This window comes from Vibrio sp. D3 (genome assembly GCF_043995865.1).
GTDB lineage: Bacteria > Pseudomonadota > Gammaproteobacteria > Enterobacterales > Vibrionaceae > Vibrio > Vibrio diabolicus.
This window is the reverse complement of the sequence record NZ_CP171886.1, coordinates 1,177,259-1,203,563: the sequence shown is the minus strand read 5'-3', so window position 1 is coordinate 1,203,563 and position 26,305 is coordinate 1,177,259. Positions and strand designations below refer to the sequence as shown.

Below are 26,305 nucleotides of genomic sequence, written 5' to 3'. Positions count from 1 at the left end.
AAAGCTGCGTGAATCAATGGATTTAGCCACCCCAAATGGCACTGTTTTAACTTTAGGATGAGTTATGTTTAAACGATTTGAAGGCTTTACAGAGCCGTTCCCCAAATCTACACCAGATCAGCCTCCTTCAGGGATGCTCGCTTTTTTACGTTATTATACCCGCGGCTACGAAAAGCCTTTGATCATCATGTCTTTGATGGCCACGATTGTTGCTGTCGTTGAAGTTATGTTGTTTGGCGCGATGGGACAATTGGTTGATTGGTTGTCTACCAGCAATCCAGAAACGTTCTTGCAAGACAATAAAGCAGATTTAATTTTCTACGGAACCTTATTGTTGGTTGTCATGCCCATTTTGGTGATCGTGTATTCGTTGCTCGTTCACCAAACATTATTGGGCAACTATCCAATGTCTATCCGCTGGCTTGCACACCGGTATTTGCTCAATCAAAGCTTAAACTTCTATCAAGATGATTTTGCAGGCCGAGTTGCAACTAAAGTCATGCAAACGTCACTAGCTGTGCGCGAAACCGTCATGAAAGCTATGGATGTGTTTGTTTATGTTACGGTTTACTTCACCAGCATGATCATTATGTTAGCAACGGCAGACTGGCGCTTGATGATCCCAATGATCGTCTGGCTGCTCGCTTACATCGCTATCCAAATCTATTTCGTTCCTAAGCTTAAAGACGTCGCTTCAGCGCAGGCCGATGCACGTTCGACAATGACCGGACGCATCGTCGACAGCTATACCAATATTCAAACGGTCAAACTGTTTTCTCATAGCCAGCGCGAAACCCAATATGCTGAGCAAGGCATGAAGGGATTTTTGAATACGGTCTATCGTCAAATGCGCCTAGTGACCGGCTTCGACGTTGCTGTAGAGATCTCAAACTATATTTTGGTGTTTTCCGTTGCTGCTTTATCGATTTACCTGTGGTTGGATAGTGCCATCAGCGTTGGCGCGATTGCGATTGCTGTTAGCCTTGCATTACGCGTAAATGGTATGTCGATGTGGATCATGTGGGAAGTTGGCGCCCTCTTTGAAAATATGGGAACCGTAGTCGATGGAATGAAAACGCTCTCTAAGCCAATTGATATTAAAGATAAACCAGGCGCAAAAGACTTAGTTGTCACTGAAGGTGGCATTCACTTTGATAACGTCAGCTTCCATTACGGTGAGAATAAAGGCGTGATTAGCCACCTCGATCTCAACATCAAACCAGGAGAGAAAGTCGGCTTGGTTGGGCGCTCCGGCGCCGGAAAATCAACTCTGGTGAACTTGTTACTTCGTTTCCACGATGTCGAAGACGGCAGCATTAAGATCGATAGACAGAACATCTCAGAAGTCACACAAGACTCTTTGCGTTCAAAGATCGGTATGGTGACCCAAGATACTTCTCTGCTACACCGCTCGATTCGCGACAATATTTTGTATGGCAACCCAGATGCGACAGAAGAAGATTTGTTGAAAGCCACCAAGCAAGCGCATGCCCATGAGTTTATCGAAACACTGACCGACCCATTTGGTAATGTCGGGTACGATGCGCAAGTTGGTGAGCGCGGAGTAAAACTGTCTGGCGGCCAGCGTCAGCGTATCGCGATTTCTCGTGTGCTACTCAAAGATGCACCATTGCTGGTACTGGATGAAGCTACATCGGCTCTGGATTCAGAAGTCGAAGCAGCCATCCAGGAAAGCTTGAATGAGTTAATGCAAGGAAAAACCGTTATTGCGATTGCGCACCGATTGTCGACCATCGCACAAATGGATCGCCTCATCGTACTTGATCAAGGCAGTATTGTTGAACAAGGTTCTCACCAAGAGCTCATCGCGAACAACGGTATTTATGCCCAGCTTTGGGCCCATCAAACTGGCGGATTTATCGCTGAAGAGTTAGAAAATCAACACGTTTCTTAATTAGCGAGAAACCCAATAAAAACGGCGCATGAAGCGCCGTTTTTCATTTTTATTGATAATCCTATACTCATATAGCCATTATAGTTTCTCATATATGAAACACCCTCCATGATAAAGCTCACATTTTTTCTGCTAATATACCGCCTCGTTGCGTATCCATTGCAATGAACACAATACAGAGTTTTGAGCCGTCTTCATTTGTCATTTCACTTTTTGAGAAACAGCTATACTCAATAGATGGCTTAGTTATTAGATTAACAATAAGGTAATTAGCTTATGTGTAAATGTGGTTCAATGCAGATCGTACAACTCAAACCAAGTTGGGCTGACAAGCTATTCGGCTACTCAGAAAGATGGAAATGCCAACTTTGTTGTAAGATCTACCGCATCTAAAATTAAAAATAGAATCTTAGTTTTTCTAAGAAAAAGCAGTGGCCCGACAGTAATTGTCGGGTTTTGTTTTTCTGCACATCCATTTTTATCCCTTCGCAACACGGTCACTCATCACGGCAAAACCTAGCATCTCAATGTGACTTAGGTATAGAATCAGGCCCACTTATTTATTCCGATATTCACATATAACTGGTCACTATGAACAAAAGTTTGCTAACGAATGTCCTCGCTATCGCTTTGATGGCTGGAGGTCATCAATTACAAAACGACTACCTTTGGTATGCGGGGCTGTTTGCGTTCTCAGGCGCCATCACTAACTGGCTTGCCATCCACATGCTGTTTGAAAAAGTGCCTGGATTATACGGTTCTGGCGTGATCCCCGCGCGCTTTGAAGAGTTTAAACTGGCCATCAAAAACTTGATGATGGAGCAGTTCTTTACCGAAGCGAACATCGATCGATTCTTGAACAAAGAAATGGCGGGCGGTGTAAACATCGATCTTCAACCTGTGATTGAGAAAGTGGATTTAAATCCAGCATTTGATTCTTTGGTAGAAGTGATCGAAGGCTCTCAATTTGGCGGCATGCTAGCAATGTTTGGCGGCGCGGAGGCATTACAACCTATGCGGCAGCCTTTCGTCGAAAAGATGCAAGAATCCATTATTGAGTTGAGCAAGAGCGATAACATCAAAGAAGCACTGAAAGAGCAGTTCGAGTCTCCTGCTATGATGGATGAGATAAAGCAGAACATTGAAGGCATCATTGATCAGCGCTTGAGCGAGTTAACACCCGCACTGGTCAAAGAAATGGTGCAAAAAATGATTAAAGAACACCTTGGCTGGCTAGTCGTTTGGGGTGGCGTATTTGGTGGTTTGATTGGTGTTATCAGCACCTTTATCGGCGCATAGTCGCTCACCGATTTATCAAAAAGGAGCTTCGGCTCCTTTTTTGATCTTGAAAAAGTAATATGCCAAGCCACGCTAAATAACGGGGCTCAACGCATAAGCGCTGCGGTCATAGACATCAGCCTCGCCTAACCAAGGAGCTCCGGGTTTACGCCAAATCCTGTTTTATGTTCTTCAATTACCACTTCACTGCGAGTCTGGATTACGCCTGGAAGCGTGCCTAACTTACTCGACATAAACTCCTGATACGCTTTCATGCTCTTAACACGAACCTTTATCATGGTATCGAAGTCCCCAGAGAGCGAATAACACTCTTCAATTTCCGGCATCAATTCGACGGCTTTCGCAAACTTTTCAAAAATGGAAAAACTGGTTTGGTCTAAGCGAATATGGATAAATACTTGCACATCCAACCCTAATTTTTCCGCATTCAGCTCAGCATGGTAGCCATTGATATACCCCTCTTTTTCTAGCCGCTTCACGCGGTCAGAACACGGCGAGGTCGTTAAGTTGATCTGCTTTGCGAGTTCAACAACTGGAATTCTGCCTCTTGAATGAAGCACTCTCAAAATGTGTAAATCAATCCGGTCCAATTGGTAACTCATTAACCACATCCTTGTAACCACTCAGGAAGCATCACATTAATCGTTGCTTAAACAATTGCAAACCATCAAATGCACAGCATGTGAAATTCAGCAGAGAATAATTCGAAAATAACTAAGGAAGGAAAGGGCTGCGATTACTGCCGCTCTCTCCATAACCGAGTATGAAGAACAAAAGTAATCTAGCGGCTCCCGTAGAGTCGCAAATTTGAAAGCGTGTGATACGCCTTTATAGATCTGGCGTGCGGGGCAAGCAAGCCGCCCTGTTTAGCTATTAATCATAGCTATCGCTCTGAATTAGAGAGCTGCCGACGTATGCCTGGTAGGATGAGGAATCACTTCTCCAATTGCACGATGATTACAGCATCGGCAGTAGTATTGTGGTTCCATCTCGTAGTAGTGTTCACCTGATACAAATTTCGCCATCAGCTGTGTAAAACTCACCACTTTACCTGTCAACGAATCAACGGGCTGTGGCTCGCAACGCTTCATGATCACTTTATGTTGCGTTGATTTTCTACAAGCTGCGCAATATATATCCGGCATTTCTCTTCTCCCTGTTTTTCAGTACTACTGACAATTGACATATTTTGTTCAAAATAATTCCACAATAAAAAAGCCCCTTTAATTTTTTGTGTCCTATCTTCAAAAAATTGGACGAAAGTATCAAAAAATTGAGACATTGGTCAGACCTCAACTTTTGTACCATTATTATGAACGAACGCGCTTATGTGTGTAATAATACGACACATCACACATAAGCAATTGTTGCTACTCGCTATTTCAATCTGCAATGATCAATTTTATGGCGTTTTAAATATGGCTTTCACTCACATTTTCGATTCAGGCATTACTTGGTTGTTTAAACATGCCTGATTTACATTGTGAATCTGCAATTTCCACGATACTGACTCATCTCAAGGACGCACGATGACGCTTCAACCAACGCTCACGACACAAAGGCTTATTCTTCGCCCATTTCATCCGACAGACAGCGCAACAGTCGCACGACTCGCAGGAGACAAGAGCATTGCAGATATGACGGCAAATATTCCTCATCCCTATGAAGAGCCGATGGCACAAGTTTGGATTAAGAGCCATGTTGGCGTATATCAAAAGCGTAGCGGGGTCATATATGCTATTACCCTGCGTCAAGACGAAGTGTTAATTGGTGCTGTTAGTCTGCTAAACATCTCGGAGGGAGTCGGCACATTAGGGTATTGGCTTGGCGTCGATTATTGGGGTAATGGGTTTGCTCAAGAAGCGTCAATGGCTTTAATTCAATTTGCCAGAACACATTTTGAGTTATCGGGCCTAAAAGCGATGCACTTGGTCGAAAACAGACAATCTCAATCAGTCATTCAAAAGTTGGGCATGACGTATATCGACAATCACATCATCAAAATGCAGGGAAAAGAACGAGAAGTCTGCGTATACCAGCAAATATTTTCGCCTCAAGTAACCGTAGCAACCTCTCAAAATTAAGGCACTAAAAAACCAGCCTCTCAGCTGGTTTTATCTTTCACCTTGAAAGGCAAAAATACTAGTCTTGTGCGACTTTCACACGAATCTTGCTCTTGTGTACTGAAGACAGGTTTAGTGCCTCCAACGCCGCAACGGCTTCGGCTTCATCCGGCATGATCACAAAACCAAACCCTTTTGATAAACCCGTCTCTTGATCAAGCACGACGGTGCAAAGCTCAACTTTGCCGTAGTTTGAGAACAGAGTACGGATGTCTTGCTCTGTCGTCTCACGAGCTAAGTTTCTTACTAGAAGTTTCATATCAAACCATTTTATGTTTATAACGCCTCAATTCTCTCAGCTTCTCCCTTACAAACCAAGTGAATAATGTTGTTGCGAAGGCTAGATGTCTCTAAGTGTTTCTGTTTAAATGATTTTTAGTGATAACGCTCTGAATCCTGCATTACGAAACGATTGGAGTATAAAAGCCTAGGAGATTCGACATGGAAACCAAACGTTTAAAGCTCATCCCAGCTTGCTTGGAACGTGCAGAAGAAGCACATCAGGCCGTTGTTCGTAGCCAAAAAACGCTTGAAGTTTACCTGCCATGGGTACCTCACGTGCTCACTTTAGAAGCGATGATTGCAGGGACAGAGAAAGCCATCGCAAACTTTGAAAACTTCGAAGAAGAGTTGCGCTACTACCTAATCGACAAGGAAAGCGATCGTTTACTCGGCGCCATTGGGTTAATGATCCATGATCAAGAGATACCGGCATTTGAGATTGGCTATTGGCTTGATGATCGCGCGGTAGGCTACGGTTATATCTCTGAGGCGGTAGCGGCGATTGAAAACTATGCATTCGAAGCGTTGGACGCGAAAAGAATCGCGATTTTAGCCGATGCGAATAACCGCAAAAGTCGTGCGGTTGCTGAGCGCTGTGGGTATGAGTTTGAAGGTGAGCTACGCAATGCTCGGCGTGCGCCTTCTGGCGAGCTGAGTAACACCGTCATTTACGCCAAAGTTCGTCGTGACTAACACACTCACAAAGAATAAAGCGACGTGAAAATCTGGCCTCAAGCAATCACCATTAACGTTTATTAAGTTCAGATAAAACAAAGCCCGCTGTATAAGCGGGCTTTGTGTTCGTAAAAGGAAGTAATTAGTCTAGTTCAACTAGTTTCTTCTCGTACGATTGATGTTGGTCTAATACGTCTTGCGCTGCACCGCCTGTCGCTTTGCTGATAACAACGATAGCAAGCGTAGAGAAGATGATGCCCGGTACGATTTCGTACACATCAAACCAACCGCCAGTTAGCTGCTTCCAAACTACGATAGTGATACCACCAACAAGGATACCTGCTAGTGCGCCGTTACGGTTCATACCGCTCCAGTAAAGGCTAAGTACAACCGCAGGACCAAATGCAGCACCGAAGCCAGCCCAAGCGTAAGAAACAAGACCAAGTACTGAACTATCTGGTGTCATTGCTAGGAATAGCGCAACAAGCGAAATAACGATAACGCCAATACGGCCAATCATTACGATTTCTTCAGAAGACGCTTCTGGCTTGAATACTTGCTTGTAGAAATCTTCTGCAAGCGCTGAAGATGAAACAAGAAGCTGTGAGTCTGCTGTACTCATTACCGCCGCTAGGATTGCTGCTAACAACATACCAGCAACGACAGGGTGGAATACTGCGTTAACCAATAACATGAAGATCTTCTCGCCATCTTCTAGTTGAGTGCCCGGATGACCCGTAACCCAAACCAGACCGACAAGACCAACAAGCATTGCACCAACCATGGATAGTGCAGTCCAAATCACAGCGATACGACGTGCAGTCGTTAGATCTTTGTTTGAACGAGACGCTTTAAAACGCGCTAGGATGTGTGGCTGACCAAAGTAACCAAGACCCCATGCCGCTAAAGAGATGATAGCAATCGCAGACAGTGGTTCGCCTTTGGCGTCATTCCATAGCGTTGCAAGTTCTGGGTTGATGTCATGCAGATCAGAAGTTAGCTGACCTAGACCACCGTCCATAACAGCAACAGGAACAATCATTAGCGCAGCCGCCATTAGCAAGCCTTGCACTAAGTCAGTCCAAGATACCGCAAGGAAACCACCGAATAGTGTGTAAGAAACCACACACACCGTACCGATGATAACAGCGTAAGTGTAATCTAGACCGAATACCGTCTCAAACAGTTTGCCCCCTGCGACCAAACCTGAGCTGGTGTAGAAAAGGAAAAATAGAAGAATGAAAAACGCAGAGATTGTCTGGATCAGTTTCGACTTATCGTTGAAGCGACGTGACAGGAACTCTGGCAACGTTAACGCGTCAGTTTGGATACTGTAGGTACGTAGGCGTTTTGCACTGATGAGCCAGTTTGCCCATGTACCAAGAAGTAGACCGCCGGCTAACCAGAAGGCCTCGATACCCGCAGCGTACGCATAGCCAGGCAAGCCTAGCAGCAACCAACCACTCATGTCTGAAGCACCTGCAGATAATGCAGCAGGCCACGGACCTAGGCTACGGCCACCTAGGAAGTAATCAGATGAATTGGAAGTCCTCTTATACGCGTAAACGCCAATAGCAACCATAATCAGTAAATACGCCACAAAAGTGGACGTGATAGCAAAGCTATTTTCTATCATTAGATAGTCCTCGTTATAATTATTTCCTTCCTTGCCTGCCCTGATATTTTACCGTCTCAGCAATACATCAGAGTATAAGAAACCAATCTGGACCGGCTCTCAGTCCAGTTACTCCAGATTGGTATCACAAGTCAGGTTAGTGAGTTTCGTTCCCCAACTCGAGTAGAGTCGCGTTACCACCCACCGCGGTAATATTTATCGTTCGAGTGCGCTCGGTAATGAAGCGCAACGAGAGATGAGGATCATGAGCCAATTTCGGTGACTCTAAATCCGTTTCAGAAACTAAGCCGACGATTGCACCGTCACGCTTAGCTAGTTGAAGATTGAGCGCATGCTCAACCTGTGAACGCCCAACATAACCCACACTACGTACATCGCTCTCAAGCAACGGGGCAGACGCATCGTACGCAACAACCTGGACTAAGTTAGATGGGAAGTTTGCCAACGCTACAGCTTGCTTAACCAGTTGGTTTAGCTCTGCATTGTCACTGCAAACGACCACGCTGTTGCCTGCAATTAAGGCACAGGTGATCATTGCAAAAGCACTGTATAACGCATTATCAGCAGGCTCGATGTTGTTTTCACAAATCACCAAAGCCACACCGCGTCCTGCGGCATACAGTTCGTTAGTTTCCCCTGTAGGGCCAACTAACTGGTGAGTTTCTGCAAGAAGAGTTGATGCTTGTTGCAAGTGGTAAGAAACCACTTTGGCAACGGTAGAGTGCTGCCCTTCTAATGCAGATTTAAATGCCAGAACATGCTCGCATTTGTAATCAAAATCAGTCAGATTCCACTGCTCCCACGCAGAGAATGCATCTTTAAAATAGGTGATCTGATGAACCATAATGCGACTCCTTATGCGTTTTCTGCTTGAGCAAGAAGATGTTGAGTAAAGCGGAATAGGTAGTGTGGACCACCAGCTTTCGGGCCAGTACCCGACAAGCCTTGACCACCAAACGGCTGTACGCCAACCACAGCACCAACTTGGTCTCGGTTGATGTAGCAGTTACCCACTCGAGCGTGTTTCTCAATCCAACGGTACGTGGTTTCGTTACGACTATGGATACCCATCGTCAAGCCAAAACCCGTCTTGTTGATCTGCGCAACCACGTTCGGTAATTCAGACGCTTTAAAGCGAACAATGTGCAAGATTGGACCAAATTGTTCTTCTTTCAGCACATCGATGCCCGAGATTTCAAACGCACTTGGTGAGACAAAGTCACCATGCTGGCACGATTCATCCAGCTGTAGCTGAGCGACTTTAGTCTGTGTTTTGCTCATTTGCTCAAGGTGAGCAAGGAGTTTTTGTTTTGCATTGCTGTCGATAACCGGACCAACATCCGTTTTGTGTAGGTAAGGTAAACCAACATGCAGCTCATTCATCGCACCTTGAATCAGGTTGATCATACGGTCTGCTACATCTTCTTGTACAAATAGAACACGAAGGGCAGAACAACGCTGACCGGCAGATGCAAACGCCGAACGAATCACATCACGCACCACCTGCTCTGGCAATGCAGTACTGTCCACGATCATCGCGTTTTGACCACCTGTTTCCGCAATAAACGGAACCGGTTTCGCGCTGCGCTCCGCGAGCGTGACGTTAATGCGTTGCGCAGTTGCCGTTGAACCAGTGAATGCCACACCAGCAATGGCATCATGAGAAGTCAGTGCATGACCAATCTCAGCGCCGCGACCAGTAAGTAACTGAATCACACCAGCAGGGAAACCCGCATCAAGCATTAGTTCAATAGCGCGAGCGGCGATTAAGCTTGTTTGCTCAGCAGGTTTTGCAACCACAGTGTTACCTGCAATCAGTGCTGCCGTTACCTGACCAAGGAAGATAGCCAGCGGGAAGTTCCAAGGGCTGATACACACAAACACACCAAGACCTTCACGGCTAGAAATGCGTTTCACACCATCGAAACCCTCTAGCTCAAATGGCTGTAGGTTTTGCGCTTGTTTCGCGTAATAACGACAGAAATCCACTGCTTCACGAACTTCATCAATACTATCGTGAATCGTCTTGCCCGCTTCTTTGTGACAGATCGCCACCAGCTCAGCCAGATTTTCTTCCATTAAGTCAGCAAGCTTTTCTAAACAAGCCGCTTTTTGCTCAACAGGAACACCTTTCCAATCAGAGAAAGCAGTTTGCGCCGCATCAATTGCAGCGGAAACATGATCAAGAGTTGCAAATGCCACCTTGCCGACTTCAATTCGGCGATCGTACGGTGCGGTGATGATCTCAGCCGCATTTTCCTTGATCATGCTTTCGGCAAAACGCTCACCATTGATCATCGGGCCTGCAACCCACTGATTGTCCATGAAGCTTTCTACTTGCGCTTCAAATGGCTTCGCCTCACTGTCGATATCAATGTTGACGCCGTATGAGTTCTTACGCTCAGGGAAGATGTCGGCAGGTAATGGGATCTTGTCGTTGTGTAGCGTGTCAAACCCCGTCAACACATCAACAGGGTGATGAGTCAACTCGTAAATCGGACAACGCGCATCAACCAATCGATGTACAAACGAGCTGTTTGCGCCATTTTCCAGCAGACGACGAACCAAGTACGGAAGAAGATCAGCATGGCTACCGACAGGAGCGTAAATACGTACTGGCTGACCATACATTTCCATAACATGGTTATACAGTGAATCACCCATACCATGTAGACGCTGGAACTCGTACTCTTTGTGCTCAGCCATAACGGCGATTGCCGTCACCGTGTGAGCATTGTGGCTTGCAAATTGCGGATAGATATTACCGCGAACACCTTCGCTAAGTAGGAAACGAGCACAAGCTAGGTACGCAACGTCCGTCGCTTCTTTGCGAGTGTATACCGGGTAATTAGCGTAACCTGCTTGTTGAGACCACTTGATTTCGCTGTCCCAGTACGCGCCTTTAACCAAACGCAGCGGAATAAGGTCACCCTGCTCTTTTGCGAGTGCGTTTAGCCATACCAAGACTGGTAGAGCACGTTTTGAGTAGGCTTGAATAACCAAACCAAACTTGCCCCAACCTTTCACAAGATCGCTACGGTACACTTTCTCAAATAGCTTCAGAGAAAGCTCAAGACGATCCGCTTCTTCTGCATCGATTGTGATTGCAACGTCGACTTCAATTGCACGTTTCAATAGCTGCATTAGTGAGTCATACAACTCTGTCATTACACGTTCTTCATTTGCGACTTCGTAGCGCGGGTGTAATGCAGAAAGCTTGATGGAAATCGAAGGCGCAGGACTGGTGTCATTGCCGTAAGTCTCTCGACCTACCGCTTCGATCGCCATTAGGTAATCTTTGAAGTACTTGTTCGCGTCCGCTGTAGTTAACGCCGCCTCACCTAACATATCAAATGAGTAGGTGAAACCTTTGTCGCGCATTGGGCGACCATTCTTTTGCGCTTCTTCGATCGTACGACCACGAACAAACTGGTGACCCATGATCTTCATTGCCTGATACATGGCTTTACGAATCACAGGCTCAGAGAATTTATTTACCAGACGGTTTACAGCCTGACCTGGGCTCTGGGTGCCTTGCTCACCAAGACCAACCACTTTACCTGTTAGCATGAGGCCCCATGTTGATGCGTTAACAAACACAGAGTCAGAGTTTTTCAGGTGAGATTTCCAGTCTGCGACGCTCAACTTATCTTTAATCAAAGAATCTGCTGTCGCGGCATCTGGGATGCGCATTAATGCTTCTGCAAGACACATCAGCAAGATACCTTCTTGAGTATCTAAGCTGTATTCCAACAACAGAGCATCAATCATCTGGATTGACTTCTTATCGGCACGAATGGCTTCGATAAGTTGGGTCGTTTGGGTAGTGATCGCCGATTTTTCATCCTCTGTCGGCGTCGCTAGTGGCAATAGTTGCTCTAGCCATTGAGACTCGTCCACCATATACAATGGCGAGATCAGTGACCACAACTTATCAAGCGGCTGCCCGATAAATTCCGGTGTCAACACGTTCGTAGCTGTAAACATGTGTGTTCCTCAATCTCACTCCTCGAAAACCGCTTCGAGGATTATCAATGGCTGGCAGTGTATTTTGAGGCCGATAAGAATACTTGTCAAAAACTACGACATTTTTGCCAAAAACTCGCTTTTATAACAAAACATCCACATAGTCACATTCAAATAGGTAATATTTTGTGTTGTAAATTTTAATTTTTTCATTGCAATCACAACAAAATGTCAAGAATATCAATAATATTTTTGTGAAGCGTCCGTTCTAAGAGAAAATGTAGGATCAAGTGGCATATCAGTCACACCAAAGGACAGAGAATTTAACAAAACGAGAGATAGGTCACGTGAATAAAACACAAAAAAACCATGCATATTGCATGGTTTTATTCTGATTGCTGCTAATTTGACCTAAAAATACGCGTTGTTATCCAACTTGTTTTTTATAACGGGATGGCGAGATTCCCTGTAAGCGAGTAAAAGTATGAGTAAACGTACTCTGGCTTGAGAAACCAGTGAATTCGGCAATTTGCCCTAAAGAAAGGTGGCCTTGCTCGATTAATTCACGAGCCATGTCGATACGCTTTCCGAGAACATATTGATGAGGTGTAATCCCCATCTGCTCCTTAAACAAGCAATGGAACTGACTTTCCCCAAGAAACACTCGTCCCGCTAACTGAGCCACACTGATTTTATGGCTAAGGTGCTGCTCGATGTAGCGATCAATCGCCTCCAAATCAAAGCGTGACTCTTTTCGGCTAGTCTCAAATGCCGAGATATGGCGCTGCATCAGTGCAATCACAGTGTCGTTGCACGCACGACTTAACAGCAGATCATCCGGATGGTTTCGCATTTCCTGGACCAACATCTGTATCAGCTTCTGAATTTGACCATCTAACTGAAAGTAGACATGGTCTCTTTCTAGATTATTGATTTTCTGCAGCATTTCAGGATCATCATTTGTCGGTTTTGGCATATTCAGCACCAAAATATCCGATTGATTAATGACGCCACCGAAAGCATGATCAGAACATGCGGTTACCACACAACCTTGGCCAGGACCGACAAGATTACCTCGTCCACGCACTTCAAATTCGGCTTGTCCTTTTAAACCAATCACGATCTGTGTGTAAGAATGATCATGGCAGTCCATATAAGACGGAAGTGTGATCAGTTCTGCTGGCTTAGGCAGCATAATCTCTTGATATGGCGGGGCTTTGGGGTTATCTGAATCACTCATTTTAAACAGTCGTCTTTACACGGTCAGCTTACGTCTTGGCATCATATACCTTCCTTGTTGGGTTGCAACTTTTCCCCAACTCAATCGCACAAGATCAAAACAGCATGATCAAGTTGGTTTACATGATCATAGTTCCGGAACGATGATCATGCGAGGTTAACTTACGGTCAATGAGCAACCAATTTTATTAACAAAAACGGATAGATAGAAGCACCTTACGTATACATAACCAATAGATATAAAGATCCTTGTTACCGAACAATCCGTTATTTGGTAGAACACTGCGGTTCAAAATAGATAAATCGCCTCATAAACAGATCAAAGCCACCTCTTGAAATCAACATAGAGGGATTTCCCCCCTTACTAATATGCTTCTGATTCAATACATTAGTCCTCGAGCTTTAAGATGCATACGATCTAAAGCTCTCGGTATCTCATTGATACCTCTAACTTACTTAGCAGACCCTCGCTAGGTAATTTAGAACCTCTTCTACACGTCGACAAGATTATATCTTGTGTTGCCAGCCCGTCTTCAGGCTGGCTTTTTTTTCACTTCTCAACAATGAAAACAATGGCATAAGCTGATATTATAGCTTTCGTCTCACTGTCCCTCTCATATGACTTAGGCGCCGTTCTCCCTCTCGATGAGTGATATGAACGCCAACTAAATTACAACTGAGTTGTAGGAAGCATGATCAAGGACGATACGAGTTGTAAGCCGAACATCAGGCGGACATCCGTGAGCGCACATATCTGTAATGAAACAGACCATTTTCCCAATTAAATTCTTCGTTCAATTTCGTTGTTGTTTATCACTGTGTGACGAAAATATCGAACACCATGAACTTAATTGGATTGAGCGCCAATCAACGAACGTGTTCTAGCAACATGACTGCCTACTTGGCAATGTCAATATTAACAACGCAACACGGACGTCTCTGTATTGGTAAAAGCAGTATGTAGTGAGTCCTTTTGTGAATATTTCAGTCGATACCATAGAACAATCCCTCCTTAAACAGCTACCAGGTTGTTGGGGATGCAAAGATAAAGATTCGGTATTCCGCTACGTAAATCAGGAATACGCAGAACTGTTGGGACACACGTCGCCCGAGGAGTGCGTCGGTAAAACTGATTTTGAGATGGCAAGCCCAACCACTGAATGTGCACAAGAATTTCAACGCCAAGATAAACACGTTATCGAAACTGGTGAGTCACTCAAAATTCTTGATATCCACCCTTATCCAGATGGCCGCTGGCGAGCCCATATCTTTACTAAAACACCGTGGCGAGATGACAATGGTAACATCGTAGGGACCATTTTCTACGGAAGAGAACTCACCGACACCGCCGTGATTGAAGTCGGGTATTGGGTTTGTCGTGCAATCAGCACCAACCCTAATCAGCAATCCATCTTTCGTTTCTCTGACTTACAGCCAAAACCAGAGAAGCTCACATGTCGCGAGCAAGAAACGCTTTTCCTCTTGCTCTACGGCAAGAAGCCACAATTCATCTCTCAGGTCATGGGTATATCAACAAAAACCGTTGAAGGTCACGTCGCACGCTTACGTAATAAGTTTGCAGCGAACAGCAAGAACGAACTAATAGATAAAGCAATGGAAGCTGGCTACGGCTCTGTTGTACCCAAAACTCTGCTTAAGCATCAATTATCGGTAGTGTTGAATGGAGAGCGATAATTCGCGCCACTTTCCACCTACAAAAACACCGCCCAAGTGGGCGGTGTTTGTTTATTCATGAGGCACGAGAGTTTATGGCGCAAGACGGTCAATGTCCCAACTTCCATCATGTTGGGAGAAAAGAAAGCGATCATGAAGACGGTGTTCACCACCCTGCCAAAACTCAATACTCTGTGGTTTTACGCGAAAGCCACCCCAGAAGGTTGGAACCGGTATTTCACCCTTAGCAAATTTCTGTTTTAGCTCTAAAAACTTACCTTCTAATACGCCTCGAGCAGAAATACGGCTACTTTGCTTGCTCGCGATTGCGGCTAATTGGCTCTCTTTTGGACGAGAAGTAAAGTATTTCATATTTTCTACGGCGGTGAGCTTTTCCGCCACACCAGTAATATGAACCTGGCGCTCTAACGGATGCCAAGGGAAGTGCAAACTAATATTGCTGTTATGCTCAAGCTGCTGGGCCTTGCGACTGCCTAGGTTGGTGTAAAATACAAAGCCATTTTTGTCGACGTTTTTTAATAGAACAATGCGTTGAAACGGCATGCCATTTTCATCAACCGTTGCAACTGTCATCGCAGTCGGGTCCGTTAACCCCGCTTCAACTGCTTGCTCTAGCCACAGATTAAATTGATCAATAGGATCAGCTTTCAAATCTTTACGACGTAGCCCACCTTTGGTGTACTCACGACGAATATCAGCAAGTTCCATCTTTACTCCTTCACTCGTTTTTGTCGATTGTGCTCCCGATACTGAGGAAATACAAGGACATCATTGTGCTTGTTATCGTTGCCGCTCACAGCATCACAGTGTGTCATTTGATACCATGACACAAAAAACCAGTGAGCTGATCGTGAACTTACTCAACCCTAAAGCCCTACGCCATTTTCTATTGCTACTGTGTGCCGTTGGCATTTCAGGGCTTGCGCTTACTCATCATTACGCAACTCAATACCAACATGATCAGTGGCAACAAAAGCTAGAGAGACAAGCAGCGCAAGTGTCGCAAGAAGTCGACTACGAGCTGGCAAAGTTTGAACAGATACCAAACCTATTAAGTCACGATCCGAGATTACTCAAAGCAGTAGAACGCGGAGCGCCCTCTCACGAGCTCAACCTATTGTTAGCAGATTGGTTGAAACAAAGTTTGGCCGATACGATTTACGTTCATGACCGCACAGGGTTGGTCATTGCCTCAAGTAACTTTCAGCAAGAAGATACGTTTGTTGGTTCCAGCTTTAGCTATCGTCCCTATTTTAAAAATGCGCGACGCGGTGAACCTGCTCAATATGTCGGGTTAGGCGTTCGTTCAAATAAACGTGGGTACTTCTTCTCATCTCCGCTTTGGGTAAATGATGAGGTCGTTGGCGTGATCACGGTAAAAGTGAATTTGGAGCAGTTGGAACAGCGTCTTTCGCAAACCACGACGGACGTACTCATCACGGATAAACACAATGTCGTGTTTATGAGCAATTTGCCTAACTGGCGCTATCGTGCACTTTTCCCGCTGTCACCGAGTGCGATAAACGAGCTTACCGAAACGCGTCAGTATGGCGATACCTTACCAGAGTATTTTGGTGAGCTTACCGCGCAAACTGGCGTCAGCGAGTTTGCTGATAATCAATTGCTCCTCTCACCCAATTACCTCGCATACGCGACACATTTATTGGATAAAGGATTTCGCGTCGTTGCCTTGATAAACCACAACACCGTCCTTGCCGCCGTTTTACAGGCTGATGTCGTCTTTCTGATTCTATATGCGCTCATTGCGCTGATTGCGTTGGCGTGGTTCCAAACACTCGTGAACAAGGCACGCCTAGCCGACCTTAATGTGAGCCTAGAAGAAAAAGTGGTGCAACGGACACTAGTGCTGAGTGAAGCCAACCAAAAGCTACAACAGACCATCCGCCAATATGAGCAAAGCCAACAAGAGCTTAAACAAACACAACAAGAACTGACTCAAGCCGCGAAATTGGCACTGTTGGGCGAGCTGTCTGCCAGTATTAATCATGAGATAAATCAGCCACTTTCCGCACTAAGAACCTATACCGAAAACTCGCAGCGTTTGTTGGCAATGGAAAAATACCCAATGGTCGCCGACAACTTGGGCAAAATGCTAACACTCAATGACACCATTTCGGAAGTGATCGCACGCTTAAAAGTATTTACTCGGAAAGCCACGCACGATTCACACAATGAAATCGCGGTACTGCACGACGCAGTACATACTGCCACCAGCATTTTGAGCAACAAACTCATTAAACAAGGGGTGACATTAAAAGTCCCAGCCATCGATTATAATGTGAAGCTAGCAATTCACAGCGTTGAGTTAGAGCAAGTTCTGATCAATCTCTTCCATAATGCTGCACAAGCGATGGAAAACTACTGCATTGATCCGCAAATATCTATTGCCGTTCAGTGTCATGATGACAGCTGTGACATTCTTGTTTCCGACAACGGGCCCGGCATGTCGGACGAAGCCTTAGCAAAAGTCTTTGACCCATTTTTTACGACTAAGCCAGAGGGCTTAGGATTAGGTTTGACCATCTCCAAACGCATTTTAGAAAGCTATCACGGTTCACTCAGTGCTTATAAACATCAGAACACGGAACAACAAGCAGGAGGCATGACCTTTATCGTAACGCTGCCAATCGCTATCCAAAACCAACGCAACCCAGAAGTGGAAAACAACCATGAATAATCCCGTTTTCTTTGTTGATGATGAACCACATATTCGTGATGCCGTCGCTCAAGCACTGCTTATTGAAGGGATAGACGTCACCTGCTTACCAAACGCCGTGGAAGCCTTACGCGTTATCGACCCAAATACGCCAGCGATCATCATCACCGATATCCATATGCCCGTGATGGATGGATTGGAGTTCATGCGAACGTTGCGAAGTAAAAACGATCACTTTCAATTTATCGTACTTACCGGACATGGAGATGTGAAAACCGCGGTAGATGCGATGAAAAGCGGCGCGTACGACTTTCTCGAAAAGCCTTTTTCAACGGAACAACTTATGAAGTCGCTCAATAACGCTGGTGATAAGTTGAATCTATTGCAGGAAAACATCTGGCTTAAAAAAGAGCTCGACATGCAAACTCATGTTGGTCCGAAAATGATTGGTCACAGTAAAGCCATGGTGAGCATTCGTCGCGCTTTGATCAGCGCACCAACGAACCAGCCGATCATTTTTGTTGGTCAAGATGGCACAGGTCGCCGGCTCGCCGCACAATTTGCCCACGACATACATGCAACGCCAGACAGCGAGTTAATCGCCGCTTCTGGTGAGGATCTCTATGAGCTTTCATTAGAAGCCCTCGATAAAGCCATACATCGCTTGATTGAAGGAAAAAGCCATTGCAGCTTGTACTTACATAGTGCTGAGCATGTCTCATATGAACAATGGCAATGCTTGTTTAACCACCCGAAACTTGAGCGTGTTTTTGGTGCGACAACCCAAGTTGATCCGTCTATCAAAGCCCTGGCTACTCTAATTCACTTGCCGACACTCGATGAAAGAAAGGAAGATATAGGGCCTTTATATAAGCACTTTGTACGCCACGCTGCGAGTCGTTACCAGCTTCAACCGCCACACATCAGCTTAGAAGAAGTCAAACATCTGACCGATTTAGAATGGCCAGAAAATATTAAGCAGCTACGCCAATTTGCAGAACTTCGCGCGCTCAAGCCAGATACCTTCCGAATGGAAGATTGGAACAGTGAAAAAAGTATCGAAATTCAGAGTATGACTCAGCGCACAGAATACTTTGAATATTGCTTATTATTCGATGCACTACAAAGACACCGAGGCAGACTCAAAGAGGTTCAACTAGAATTACAGGTATCACGCAAAACCTTGTACGACAAACTAAAAAAACATCAGTTGGATAAAACCAAGTTCAAGGCGCAATAGCCATACTCTGACGGTATCTCCACTTTTCTTTTGCTAGAGAAGCATTGAAAACGCTCATTCGGAGAGAGAATGGTCTTCGTCTCATATTTTTATTCGCCGAGCATACTGACATGATCGGTTAATAATAATAAGATCAAAAAGATAATCAGCATTTATATAAGCAGGGACTGTGATGAGCCGAGATAACTACAACAAACTCAACAATGAAGAGTTGGATTTTGTTGACGACAAAACTGCAGCATTGCTCCTCAACACCCCCAACAGCGCACGTTTGATGCTCTGGGTGATGGTGTTGTTTTTTATTGCTGCAATAGGCTGGGCATCTTGGGCTGAAATCGACCAAGTCACTGTTGGTCAGGGAAAAGTCATTCCTTCTTCACAGATTCAAGTTGTCCAAAACTTAGAAGGTGGCTTAGTCAAAGAAATTTTAGTCAAAGAAGGTCAGTTGGTTGAAAAAGGTCAGCAGTTGCTTCTTATCGATGACACTCGCTTTCGCTCTGATTTTCGTGAGCGTGAACAACAAGTTGCCAACCTAACTGCGTCTGTGCTGCAACTCTCAGCTTCAATCAACAGTGTTGCCGTGAATCGTGATTTTGAAACGGAAAACTGGCGCCAAAGCGTAGTACTCGATTATGGCAAACTGACCTTTCCACCAACTTTAGAAGAAACTCAACCGAAACTCACTCAGCGCCAGAAAGCTGAATACCGCGAAGATTTAGACAATTTACGCAACCAACTTTCGGTGATTGACCAACAAGTTCAGCAAAAGCAGCAGGACTTAGTAGAGATTGAAGCGCGAGTAAGGAACTTACGTCAAAGCTATCAATATGCGAAGAAAGAATTAGACATCACCAAACCGTTGGCTGATGAAGGTGTTGTGCCTCGTATTGAATTACTCAAGTTACAACGCCAAGTCAACGACACCCGCCGCGAAATGACTTCCAGTGAGCTCAAAATCCCGGTATTAAAGTCAGCGATTCGAGAATCCATGCTTAATCGCATCGATGTTGCGCTCAAATTCCGCTCTGAACAGCAAGAGAAACTCAACAGCGCCCAAGACCAGTTATCTGCTTTGGTTGAATCAGCAGTGGGTTTAGAAGATAGAGTTAATCGAACCGTTGTGAACTCGCCAGTAACAGGCAAAATCAAAACGCTGAACATCAACACCGTTGGGGGTGTTATCCAGCCAGGCATGGATATCGTCGAAATTGTACCAACTGAAGATACGTTATTAGTAGAAGCGAAAATTGCGCCAAAAGACATTGCATTTTTGCGCCCAGACCTACACGCCATCGTGAAGTTTACGGCTTACGACTTCACTAAGTACGGCGGCTTAGAGGGTGAATTGGAGCACATCAGCGCAGATACAACCCAAGATGAAGAAGGAAATAGCTTTTACATCGTTCGTGTCCGCACCGATAAAACGAATTTTGGTCAAGATGCAGATTTACCAATCATTCCAGGAATGACGGCATCGGTCGATATCATCACAGGGAAGCGAACCGTTTTGGAATATCTACTTAAACCGATTTTAAGTGCCAAAACGAACGCCTTGAAGGAGTAAATCACACCAAGGTACTCACAACGGCGAGTATTGAGCGATAAGTGATTAAATAAAAAGCACTTGTTTCTCACTGACGAACCCTTTAGAAGAGTATACTTGTGATATGAGTCGAATATGCGATCCAATTTGAAGCGTAAAGTTACATTATTAATCAGTTTAAGTTGTTTTTCGTTCCAAATTGGTGCGTTAAGCAGTAAAGAACAACAATGGGTCAATACGGTCACAGCGGTGTACGGCGAACGTGCGGGATTGCGCGTAAATACATGGCGAAAAAACCTCGACTTATTTAAACAATTAGAGACACATGAACAGCTCGCTGGCGTCAACGACTTTTTTAACCAGCTGTATTTTGTTGACGACATAAAACTGTGGGGAAAGACAGATTATTGGGCTACGCCACTCGAATTTTTAGGGAGTAATGCAGGGGATTGTGAGGATTTCACCATCGCCAAGTACTTCTCGTTACTCGAGCTAGGAATACCAGATTCTAAGATGCGTTTGATCTACGTAAAAGCCATCGAACTGAATCAGTTTCACATGGTATTAGCTTACTACCCAACCCCAAGCTCTGAGCCGCTCATTCTCGACAATATCAACCCTGATATTGTCCGAGCCTCTAAACGTAGCGACTTGCTACCGATATACAGTTTTAATGGTACAAACCTGTGGTTGATGAAGTCTTCTGCTAGCACTGGAGAGCTGGCAGGGAAAGCATCACGGTTGAGCCTTTGGAATGACTTACGCTCGCGCGAACGTAAGTTGCAGTTAAATAAACCTAAAATTAACTATGACGAGTGAGAAACATGACCCTATATAAGAAGCTTGTAGTGGGAATGGTTACGGTCTTTATACTCTTGTTGGCATCAGTATTCGTAATCCAATTCAACACGACTCGAGACAGCTTGGAACAACAGCAACGTTCAGAGGTCAACAACACCATTAACACCGTAGGTTTGGCATTGGCTCCTTACCTTAAAGACAAAGATAAAGTCGCGGTAGAATCCGTGATTAATGCTCTGTTTGACGGCAGCACCTATTCGGTTGTTCGCCTTACCGCTTTAGATTCTGACTACCAAATCGTGCGCACTTACCCGGTTAAACCAAGTACAGTGCCACAATGGTTTATCGACATGAATCTGTTCAAAGCCATTCACGATAAGCGCGTAGTAACCAGTGGTTGGATGCAACTTGCTGAAGTGGAAATCATTAGCCACCCAGGAGCAGCTTACGAGCAGCTCTGGCAAGGCTTTATTGGTTTGTTATCTGCATTCAGTGTCATTTTCCTGGCTGGTTTAATTGCGATTTCGTACATCCTCCGTCGCTCACTAAAACCATTAGCGGCCATCGTGAAAAAAATGCATGAAATCGCTAATAACCAATTTGGTGAACCACTTGCTCGTCCAAGAACTAAAGATCTGATCGCGGTGGTAGATGGCATTAACATGATGTCTGCTCAAATTGAGCTGTCATTCAAAGAGCAAGCGAAAGAGGCACAACGACTGCGTGCTCAAGCTTACCTCGACCCTATCTCCAAACTGGGTAATCGCTCGTTCTACATCAACCAAATAGACCAATGGCTTGCAGAGCAAACGCAAGGGGGTATCGCGCTACTCCATGCAGAATACATTGGTGACATTTACGAGACAAAAGACTACCAACGCGCCGATGCCCACGTAAAAGAGCTGTCTCAACGTCTGAAAAACACCATTGATGTGCCGGGAGCTACCATTGCACGCCTGTCTAGTGATGAGTTTGGCCTGCTTTTCCCACACATGGATGAAAGCGAACTACGCATTTTGGCGGACAGCATCGTGAACTGCGTTAACGGGTTGAACACTGATCCAACCGGTCTAGCCAAACCAAAAGCAGCCTTAGGTGTTGCGCATAGTAAAGACCAAAAAACGCGCTCTGAAATCTTATCTATGGTGGATAATGCGCTCTCGAAAGCCAAAGCTCAACCAGACAAAGCTTACGGCTTTATCGGCAGTGATACACCTTCTAACTTAATGGGTAAACAGCAGTGGAAAGCGCTGGTTGAAGAAGCGATTCATAGCGATTGGGTTAGATTCCGCTTCCAAGCAGCGAAGAACACTTGGGGTAAAGTGTTCCATAACGAAGTGTTCTCAAGCATCGAAAAAGAGGGCGAAACGTTCCGTGCCAACCAATATTTATTCGCACTAGAGCAATTAGACGCCACCAATATTTTCGACCAATACGTTATTGAGTCGATGATTAAGATGCTGGAAAGTGGCGAGCTCACCGATCCTGTCGCGATCAATATTGCGCAAAGCAGCTTGTCTCAGCCATCGTTCATTCGCTGGACCACCAGCATGTTGGAAAAACACGCAAAAGTGGCCTCTAAGCTACACTTTGAAATTCCAGAGGAGTGTTTTATTGATCAGCCTCACCACACGGCGCTGTTATGTAATGCCATTCGCCAATCCGGGGCTGAGTTTGGCGTAGATAACTATGGACGTAACTTCCAGTCATTGGAGTACATCCAAGAGTTCCGCCCTAACTATGTGAAGCTCGATTACCTATTCACACACAACTTACACGACGAAAAACAGAAATTCACGCTAACGTCGATTTCTCGTACTGCTCATAACCTAGGCATTACGACTATCGCGTCGCGTATTGAAACTCAAATCCAGTTGGACTTTCTCACCGAGCATTTTGTTGAGGTATTCCAAGGATTCATCGTCGACAAGGAATAAAAAGGTTTACCACAGATGAAAGACCCTTTACTGAATTCGCTCATCTACGTTAGCCGTTACTATGGGTTAGCTAACTCGCCAGAAGCGCTGGTCAATGGCCTTCCGCTTTCAGACGGCAAGCTAACTCCATTTTTGCTACCAAGAGCAGCGGAAAGGGCCGGATTGGTTGCCAAGGAAAACCGTGCAGAGCTGGAGAACATCTCCAGCCTGATTCTGCCGGCAATCTTAGTTCTTAAAGGCGGTGACTCATGCGTTCTCAACAGCATTAACGCGGAGACACGCGAAGCCGAAGTCACCACCTTAGAAAGTGGAATGGTGCCAATCTCCATTCCATTAGAAGACCTACTTGAGCAGTACACTGGTCGCTACTTTTTAGTTAAAAAGCAATTCCGTTTCGATGAGCGCTCTCCCGAGGTGCTCAAAACCAACGAAGGTCACTGGTTTTGGTCAACCTTGTGGCAGTCAAAACGTATCTACCGCGATGTTTTAATCGCCTCACTTCTCATCAACCTCTTTGCCGTTGCCGCCCCGCTGTTCACTCGTTTGGTGTACGACAAAGTGGTACCGAATCTCGCGTTTGAAACCTTATGGGTATTGGCAAGCGGCATCTTTGTTGTCTTTCTATTCGATTTCATACTCAAATCGTTGAGAAACTACTTTATTGATGTCGCAGGAAAGAAGTCTGACATTCTGATTTCCTCCAAGCTGTTCAGCAAAGTGATGGGCATCCGAATGGAGTCCAAGCCGCCTTCAGTCGGCGCATTCGCTCGCCATCTTCAAGAGTTTGAATCTATTCGAGAATTCTTCACGTCTGCAACCGTCAGTGCCCTAATTGACCTGCCTTTTGCCATTCTGTTCTTGGTGATTATATGGCTAATGGCTGGCGATCTTGTGTATGTTCCAATGGTCGGCGTGGTCATTTTGATTGTTCATTCACTACTGATTCAAGGACCGCTGCGTCGCTCTATAGAGGAAGGGTCACGCTTAGCATCGCAAAAATACGCCAACTTAATTGAGAGTCTAGCGGGGCTAGAAACCGTAAAAATGCTCAGCGCGCAAAGCCAATTCCAATACCGTTGGGAAGAAGCGGTGGCGCACATGGCGAACTGGAACATCAAAAGCCGCCGCATTACCGACAGCATCCAGAACGCGGCTGGCTTCGTGCAGCAAAGTAGTAACGTTGGGATGATCATTCTCGGTGTTTATCTGATTGCAGAAGGCGAACTCACCATGGGTGGCTTAATTGCCGCAACTATGTTGAGTGGTCGCGCCATAGGGCCTTTGGTTCAGTTGTCTTTGCTCTCAACGCGCTACAACCAAGCAAAGTCTTCTATGACGATTATCAATCAAGTCATGGAAATGCCGGACGAGCAAGAAGAAGGGAAACGCTATATCCATCGCCCAATCATCCAAGGTAAGATTGAAATTGATCGCGTAACGTTTCATTACCCAGACTCTCCTGTCGCGTCTATACGTAACATTTCTCTCACGATAAATCCTGGAGAAAAAGTCGCGATAATCGGTCGGATTGGTTCGGGTAAGACAACGTTGGAGCGCTTGATTATGGGCTTGTATAAGCCAACAGAGGGGCACGTACGTATCGATGACACTGATATTGCACAACTTCACCACGTTGATGTTCGACGTAACATCGGCTGTGTGCCTCAAGATTCGAATCTATTCTTCGGTTCGATTCGCGACAATATTACCTTGGGTCGTCCACTAACAGATGACCGAGACGTGCTTGATGCAGCAAACCGTGCAGGCGTGACCGCATTTACACAATCGGATCCAGCTGGTTTAGAACGTCAAGTTGGTGAAGGTGGTACGATGCTTTCTGGTGGTCAACGTCAAGCCGTCACGATCGCTCGTGCATTTTTGGGCCGTCCTCCCGTCCTACTTATGGATGAACCGACCAGCGCGATGGATAACCGCTCTGAAATGCATATTAAGCACCAGCTATCTCAGCTCAAACCGAGCGAAACATTGATACTGATTACGCATAAAACGTCGATGCTCGACATCGTTGATCGAGTAATTGTGATGGAAAAAGGCAGCATCATTGCTGATGGTCCTAAAGCGCAAGTGCTGAATGACTTGAAACAAGGCAAAGTACGTGCGGTTAGCTAACCGAAATTAGCATTTACAAAAGAGAAAGGCCCCGTTTGACTCATGTTTAACGGGGCTTATTTTATTGAGAATCCAAGATAGTTAAGCTCTTCAAGCGCTATCCAAACGAGCACTAGCCCCACAATCACTACCAACATCATAATCGCCTTTTCATCTTCTTCCATTTGATAGATATCCTAGCAAGCCATTTCACTCAACACGTCTTAGGTTATCAGGACAAAAATCATATTCAGCACGTTTATACGCTCCTAGCCTCATATAATACCGGATATGAGATACAGCTCAAAGATTAAACACTTTAAAACCGCATCAACTTTGGTTGAATATATGCGGTGAGCGCAAACAGAAGCAAAGCTCTGCACACTATTGATAAAACTCTACAACTCTCCGTAGGCTCTAGGGCGAAATTCCTAGGTAGAGAGACGAAAATGGAGAGAAAAATTTGTGATTACTTACATCAGAAAATCAGCTATAACAGCGGTTTTCTTAATATCGTCGAGTTGAAGAAATGAATGATTGGATCCATCTAGATCAAGTGAGCCAGTATTTCACCGCTGGCTCTCTCGGGTACAAAGTCTTAATGGGCATTATTGTCCTGATTGCTTATCGCATTCTGAAGAGAATCGTCAATCGAGCCATTTTAAACTTAGCGACCTCAAAAGGTGTAAAAAAGGCCCGCCTGAGTTTTATTCAGCGTTGTTTTAACGTCGTGCTTTTATTTTTAACCGCGTCTGTTTTTGCCATTATCACCGGGATTGGCTATGGCGATGTGTCATTGTTCCTATCGTCCATTTTTGCCGTATTGGGTGTGGCGTTTATTGCACAGTGGTCAATTCTGAGCAACATCACTGCCAGCTTTTTGATCTTTTTTGTCTTCCCATACCGAGTGGGCGATCGCATTAAAGTCGTAGACAAAGACGAAGACATCAGCGGCGAGATTCAAGAAATCAGTATGTTTCACGTGTTAATTAAGCACGATAACGGTAACTTGATCACTTACCCAAACAACCAGATTTTGCAAAAAGCGGTACTAAAGCTGGCGAAAAACAAGCCAGAGCCAAGTAAAGCAAAATCTCGGATTTATACTCGCAGAAAGAAATAACCCACTAAAAAGCCGATGTATCTACATCGGCTTTTTTAATGCACT

General features: G+C 45.1%; 20 protein-coding genes. 12 read left to right on the top strand and 8 right to left on the bottom strand.

The window, feature by feature from the left end; translation table 11 throughout:
• The first annotated feature begins 64 nt into the window (after positions 1–64).
• Together ACHFJ9_RS05285 and ACHFJ9_RS05280 are read left to right on the top strand one after the other, a co-directional pair.
• Complete coding sequence (locus ACHFJ9_RS05285; protein ID WP_257887897.1) at positions 65–1,915, top strand: ABC transporter ATP-binding protein; 1,851 nt, start codon at positions 65–67, stop codon at positions 1,913–1,915.
• Positions 1,916–2,506: 591 nt separating this feature from the next.
• On the top strand, positions 2,507–3,214 hold the full coding sequence (locus ACHFJ9_RS05280; protein WP_005392172.1) for a DUF445 domain-containing protein: 708 nt from the start codon (positions 2,507–2,509) through the stop codon (positions 3,212–3,214).
• Between the two features lie 125 nt (positions 3,215–3,339).
• Here ACHFJ9_RS05280 and ACHFJ9_RS05275 read toward each other — a convergent pair whose 3' ends face one another.
• Both ACHFJ9_RS05275 and ACHFJ9_RS05270 read right to left on the bottom strand, forming a co-directional pair.
• Positions 3,340–3,816: an Lrp/AsnC family transcriptional regulator gene (locus ACHFJ9_RS05275; protein ID WP_006740877.1), complete on the bottom strand. Its 477-nt coding sequence runs from the start codon at positions 3,814–3,816 to the stop codon at positions 3,340–3,342.
• 294 nt (positions 3,817–4,110) lie between these two features.
• Positions 4,111–4,359, bottom strand: a complete 249-nt coding sequence (locus ACHFJ9_RS05270) for a hypothetical protein (RefSeq protein ID WP_012842405.1) — start codon at positions 4,357–4,359, stop codon at positions 4,111–4,113.
• Positions 4,360–4,743: 384 nt separating this feature from the next.
• On the opposite strand from ACHFJ9_RS05270, the gene ACHFJ9_RS05265 reads away from it, so the two are divergent.
• Complete coding sequence (locus ACHFJ9_RS05265; RefSeq protein WP_006740878.1) at positions 4,744–5,298, top strand: GNAT family N-acetyltransferase; 555 nt, start codon at positions 4,744–4,746, stop codon at positions 5,296–5,298.
• Between the two features lie 58 nt (positions 5,299–5,356).
• On the opposite strand, the gene ACHFJ9_RS05260 is transcribed toward ACHFJ9_RS05265, so the two are convergent.
• Entirely contained in the window at positions 5,357–5,596 is a 240-nt protein-coding gene (locus tag ACHFJ9_RS05260) for an RNA recognition motif domain-containing protein (RefSeq protein ID WP_005392166.1), read from the bottom strand.
• Between the two features lie 182 nt (positions 5,597–5,778).
• On the opposite strand from ACHFJ9_RS05260, the gene ACHFJ9_RS05255 reads away from it, so the two are divergent.
• Complete coding sequence (locus tag ACHFJ9_RS05255) at positions 5,779–6,312, top strand: GNAT family N-acetyltransferase (RefSeq protein ID WP_006740879.1); 534 nt, start codon at positions 5,779–5,781, stop codon at positions 6,310–6,312.
• 124 nt (positions 6,313–6,436) lie between these two features.
• Here ACHFJ9_RS05255 and putP read toward each other — a convergent pair whose 3' ends face one another.
• From putP to ACHFJ9_RS05235, 4 genes are all read right to left on the bottom strand, one after another.
• Positions 6,437–7,930 carry a sodium/proline symporter PutP gene (gene putP, locus ACHFJ9_RS05250; RefSeq protein ID WP_005392162.1) on the bottom strand — a complete coding sequence of 498 codons (1,494 nt, stop codon included), beginning with the start codon at positions 7,928–7,930 and terminating at the stop codon, positions 6,437–6,439.
• A 136-nt stretch (positions 7,931–8,066) separates the two neighbouring features.
• Positions 8,067–8,774: a 1-pyrroline-5-carboxylate dehydrogenase gene (locus tag ACHFJ9_RS05245; protein ID WP_150917362.1), complete on the bottom strand. Its 708-nt coding sequence runs from the start codon at positions 8,772–8,774 to the stop codon at positions 8,067–8,069.
• Positions 8,775–8,785: 11 nt separating this feature from the next.
• Positions 8,786–11,917: a bifunctional proline dehydrogenase/L-glutamate gamma-semialdehyde dehydrogenase PutA gene (gene putA / locus ACHFJ9_RS05240; RefSeq protein WP_006740881.1), complete on the bottom strand. Its 3,132-nt coding sequence runs from the start codon at positions 11,915–11,917 to the stop codon at positions 8,786–8,788.
• A 406-nt stretch (positions 11,918–12,323) separates the two neighbouring features.
• Positions 12,324–13,136 carry an AraC family transcriptional regulator gene (locus ACHFJ9_RS05235; RefSeq protein WP_006740882.1) on the bottom strand — a complete coding sequence of 271 codons (813 nt, stop codon included), beginning with the start codon at positions 13,134–13,136 and terminating at the stop codon, positions 12,324–12,326.
• Between the two features lie 974 nt (positions 13,137–14,110).
• Between ACHFJ9_RS05235 and ACHFJ9_RS05230 the strand changes: the two genes are divergently transcribed.
• Entirely contained in the window at positions 14,111–14,830 is a 720-nt protein-coding gene (locus ACHFJ9_RS05230; protein ID WP_005392144.1) for a PAS domain-containing protein, read from the top strand.
• A gap of 72 nt (positions 14,831–14,902) precedes the next feature.
• Here ACHFJ9_RS05230 and pdxH read toward each other — a convergent pair whose 3' ends face one another.
• Entirely contained in the window at positions 14,903–15,538 is a 636-nt protein-coding gene (gene pdxH / locus ACHFJ9_RS05225) for a pyridoxamine 5'-phosphate oxidase (protein ID WP_005392142.1), read from the bottom strand.
• Positions 15,539–15,653: 115 nt separating this feature from the next.
• On the opposite strand from pdxH, the gene ACHFJ9_RS05220 reads away from it, so the two are divergent.
• From ACHFJ9_RS05220 to ACHFJ9_RS05190, 7 genes are all read left to right on the top strand, one after another.
• A complete protein-coding gene (locus tag ACHFJ9_RS05220) occupies positions 15,654–17,528 on the top strand; it encodes an ATP-binding protein (RefSeq protein ID WP_269043809.1) in 1,875 nt (624 codons plus the stop codon).
• Positions 17,521–18,747 (top strand): sigma-54 dependent transcriptional regulator, encoded by a 1,227-nt coding sequence (locus ACHFJ9_RS05215; RefSeq protein ID WP_047009700.1) that lies wholly within the window; start codon positions 17,521–17,523, stop codon positions 18,745–18,747. The genes ACHFJ9_RS05220 and ACHFJ9_RS05215 overlap by 8 nt, the downstream gene beginning before the upstream one ends.
• Positions 18,748–18,919: 172 nt before the next feature.
• Complete coding sequence (locus ACHFJ9_RS05210) at positions 18,920–20,311, top strand: HlyD family type I secretion periplasmic adaptor subunit (protein ID WP_005392136.1); 1,392 nt, start codon at positions 18,920–18,922, stop codon at positions 20,309–20,311.
• A gap of 114 nt (positions 20,312–20,425) precedes the next feature.
• Positions 20,426–21,109: a transglutaminase-like cysteine peptidase gene (locus ACHFJ9_RS05205; protein ID WP_005392134.1), complete on the top strand. Its 684-nt coding sequence runs from the start codon at positions 20,426–20,428 to the stop codon at positions 21,107–21,109.
• A 5-nt stretch (positions 21,110–21,114) separates the two neighbouring features.
• The gene (locus ACHFJ9_RS05200; protein ID WP_269043447.1) at positions 21,115–23,028 is read left to right on the top strand and encodes a LapD/MoxY N-terminal periplasmic domain-containing protein; all 1,914 of its coding nucleotides are present in this window, start codon (positions 21,115–21,117) and stop codon (positions 23,026–23,028) included.
• A 15-nt stretch (positions 23,029–23,043) separates the two neighbouring features.
• On the top strand, positions 23,044–25,158 hold the full coding sequence (locus tag ACHFJ9_RS05195) for a type I secretion system permease/ATPase (RefSeq protein WP_074190286.1): 2,115 nt from the start codon (positions 23,044–23,046) through the stop codon (positions 25,156–25,158).
• Positions 25,159–25,666: 508 nt separating this feature from the next.
• A complete protein-coding gene (locus ACHFJ9_RS05190) occupies positions 25,667–26,260 on the top strand; it encodes a mechanosensitive ion channel family protein (RefSeq protein WP_012842403.1) in 594 nt (197 codons plus the stop codon).
• The last annotated feature ends 45 nt before the right edge of the window (positions 26,261–26,305 follow it).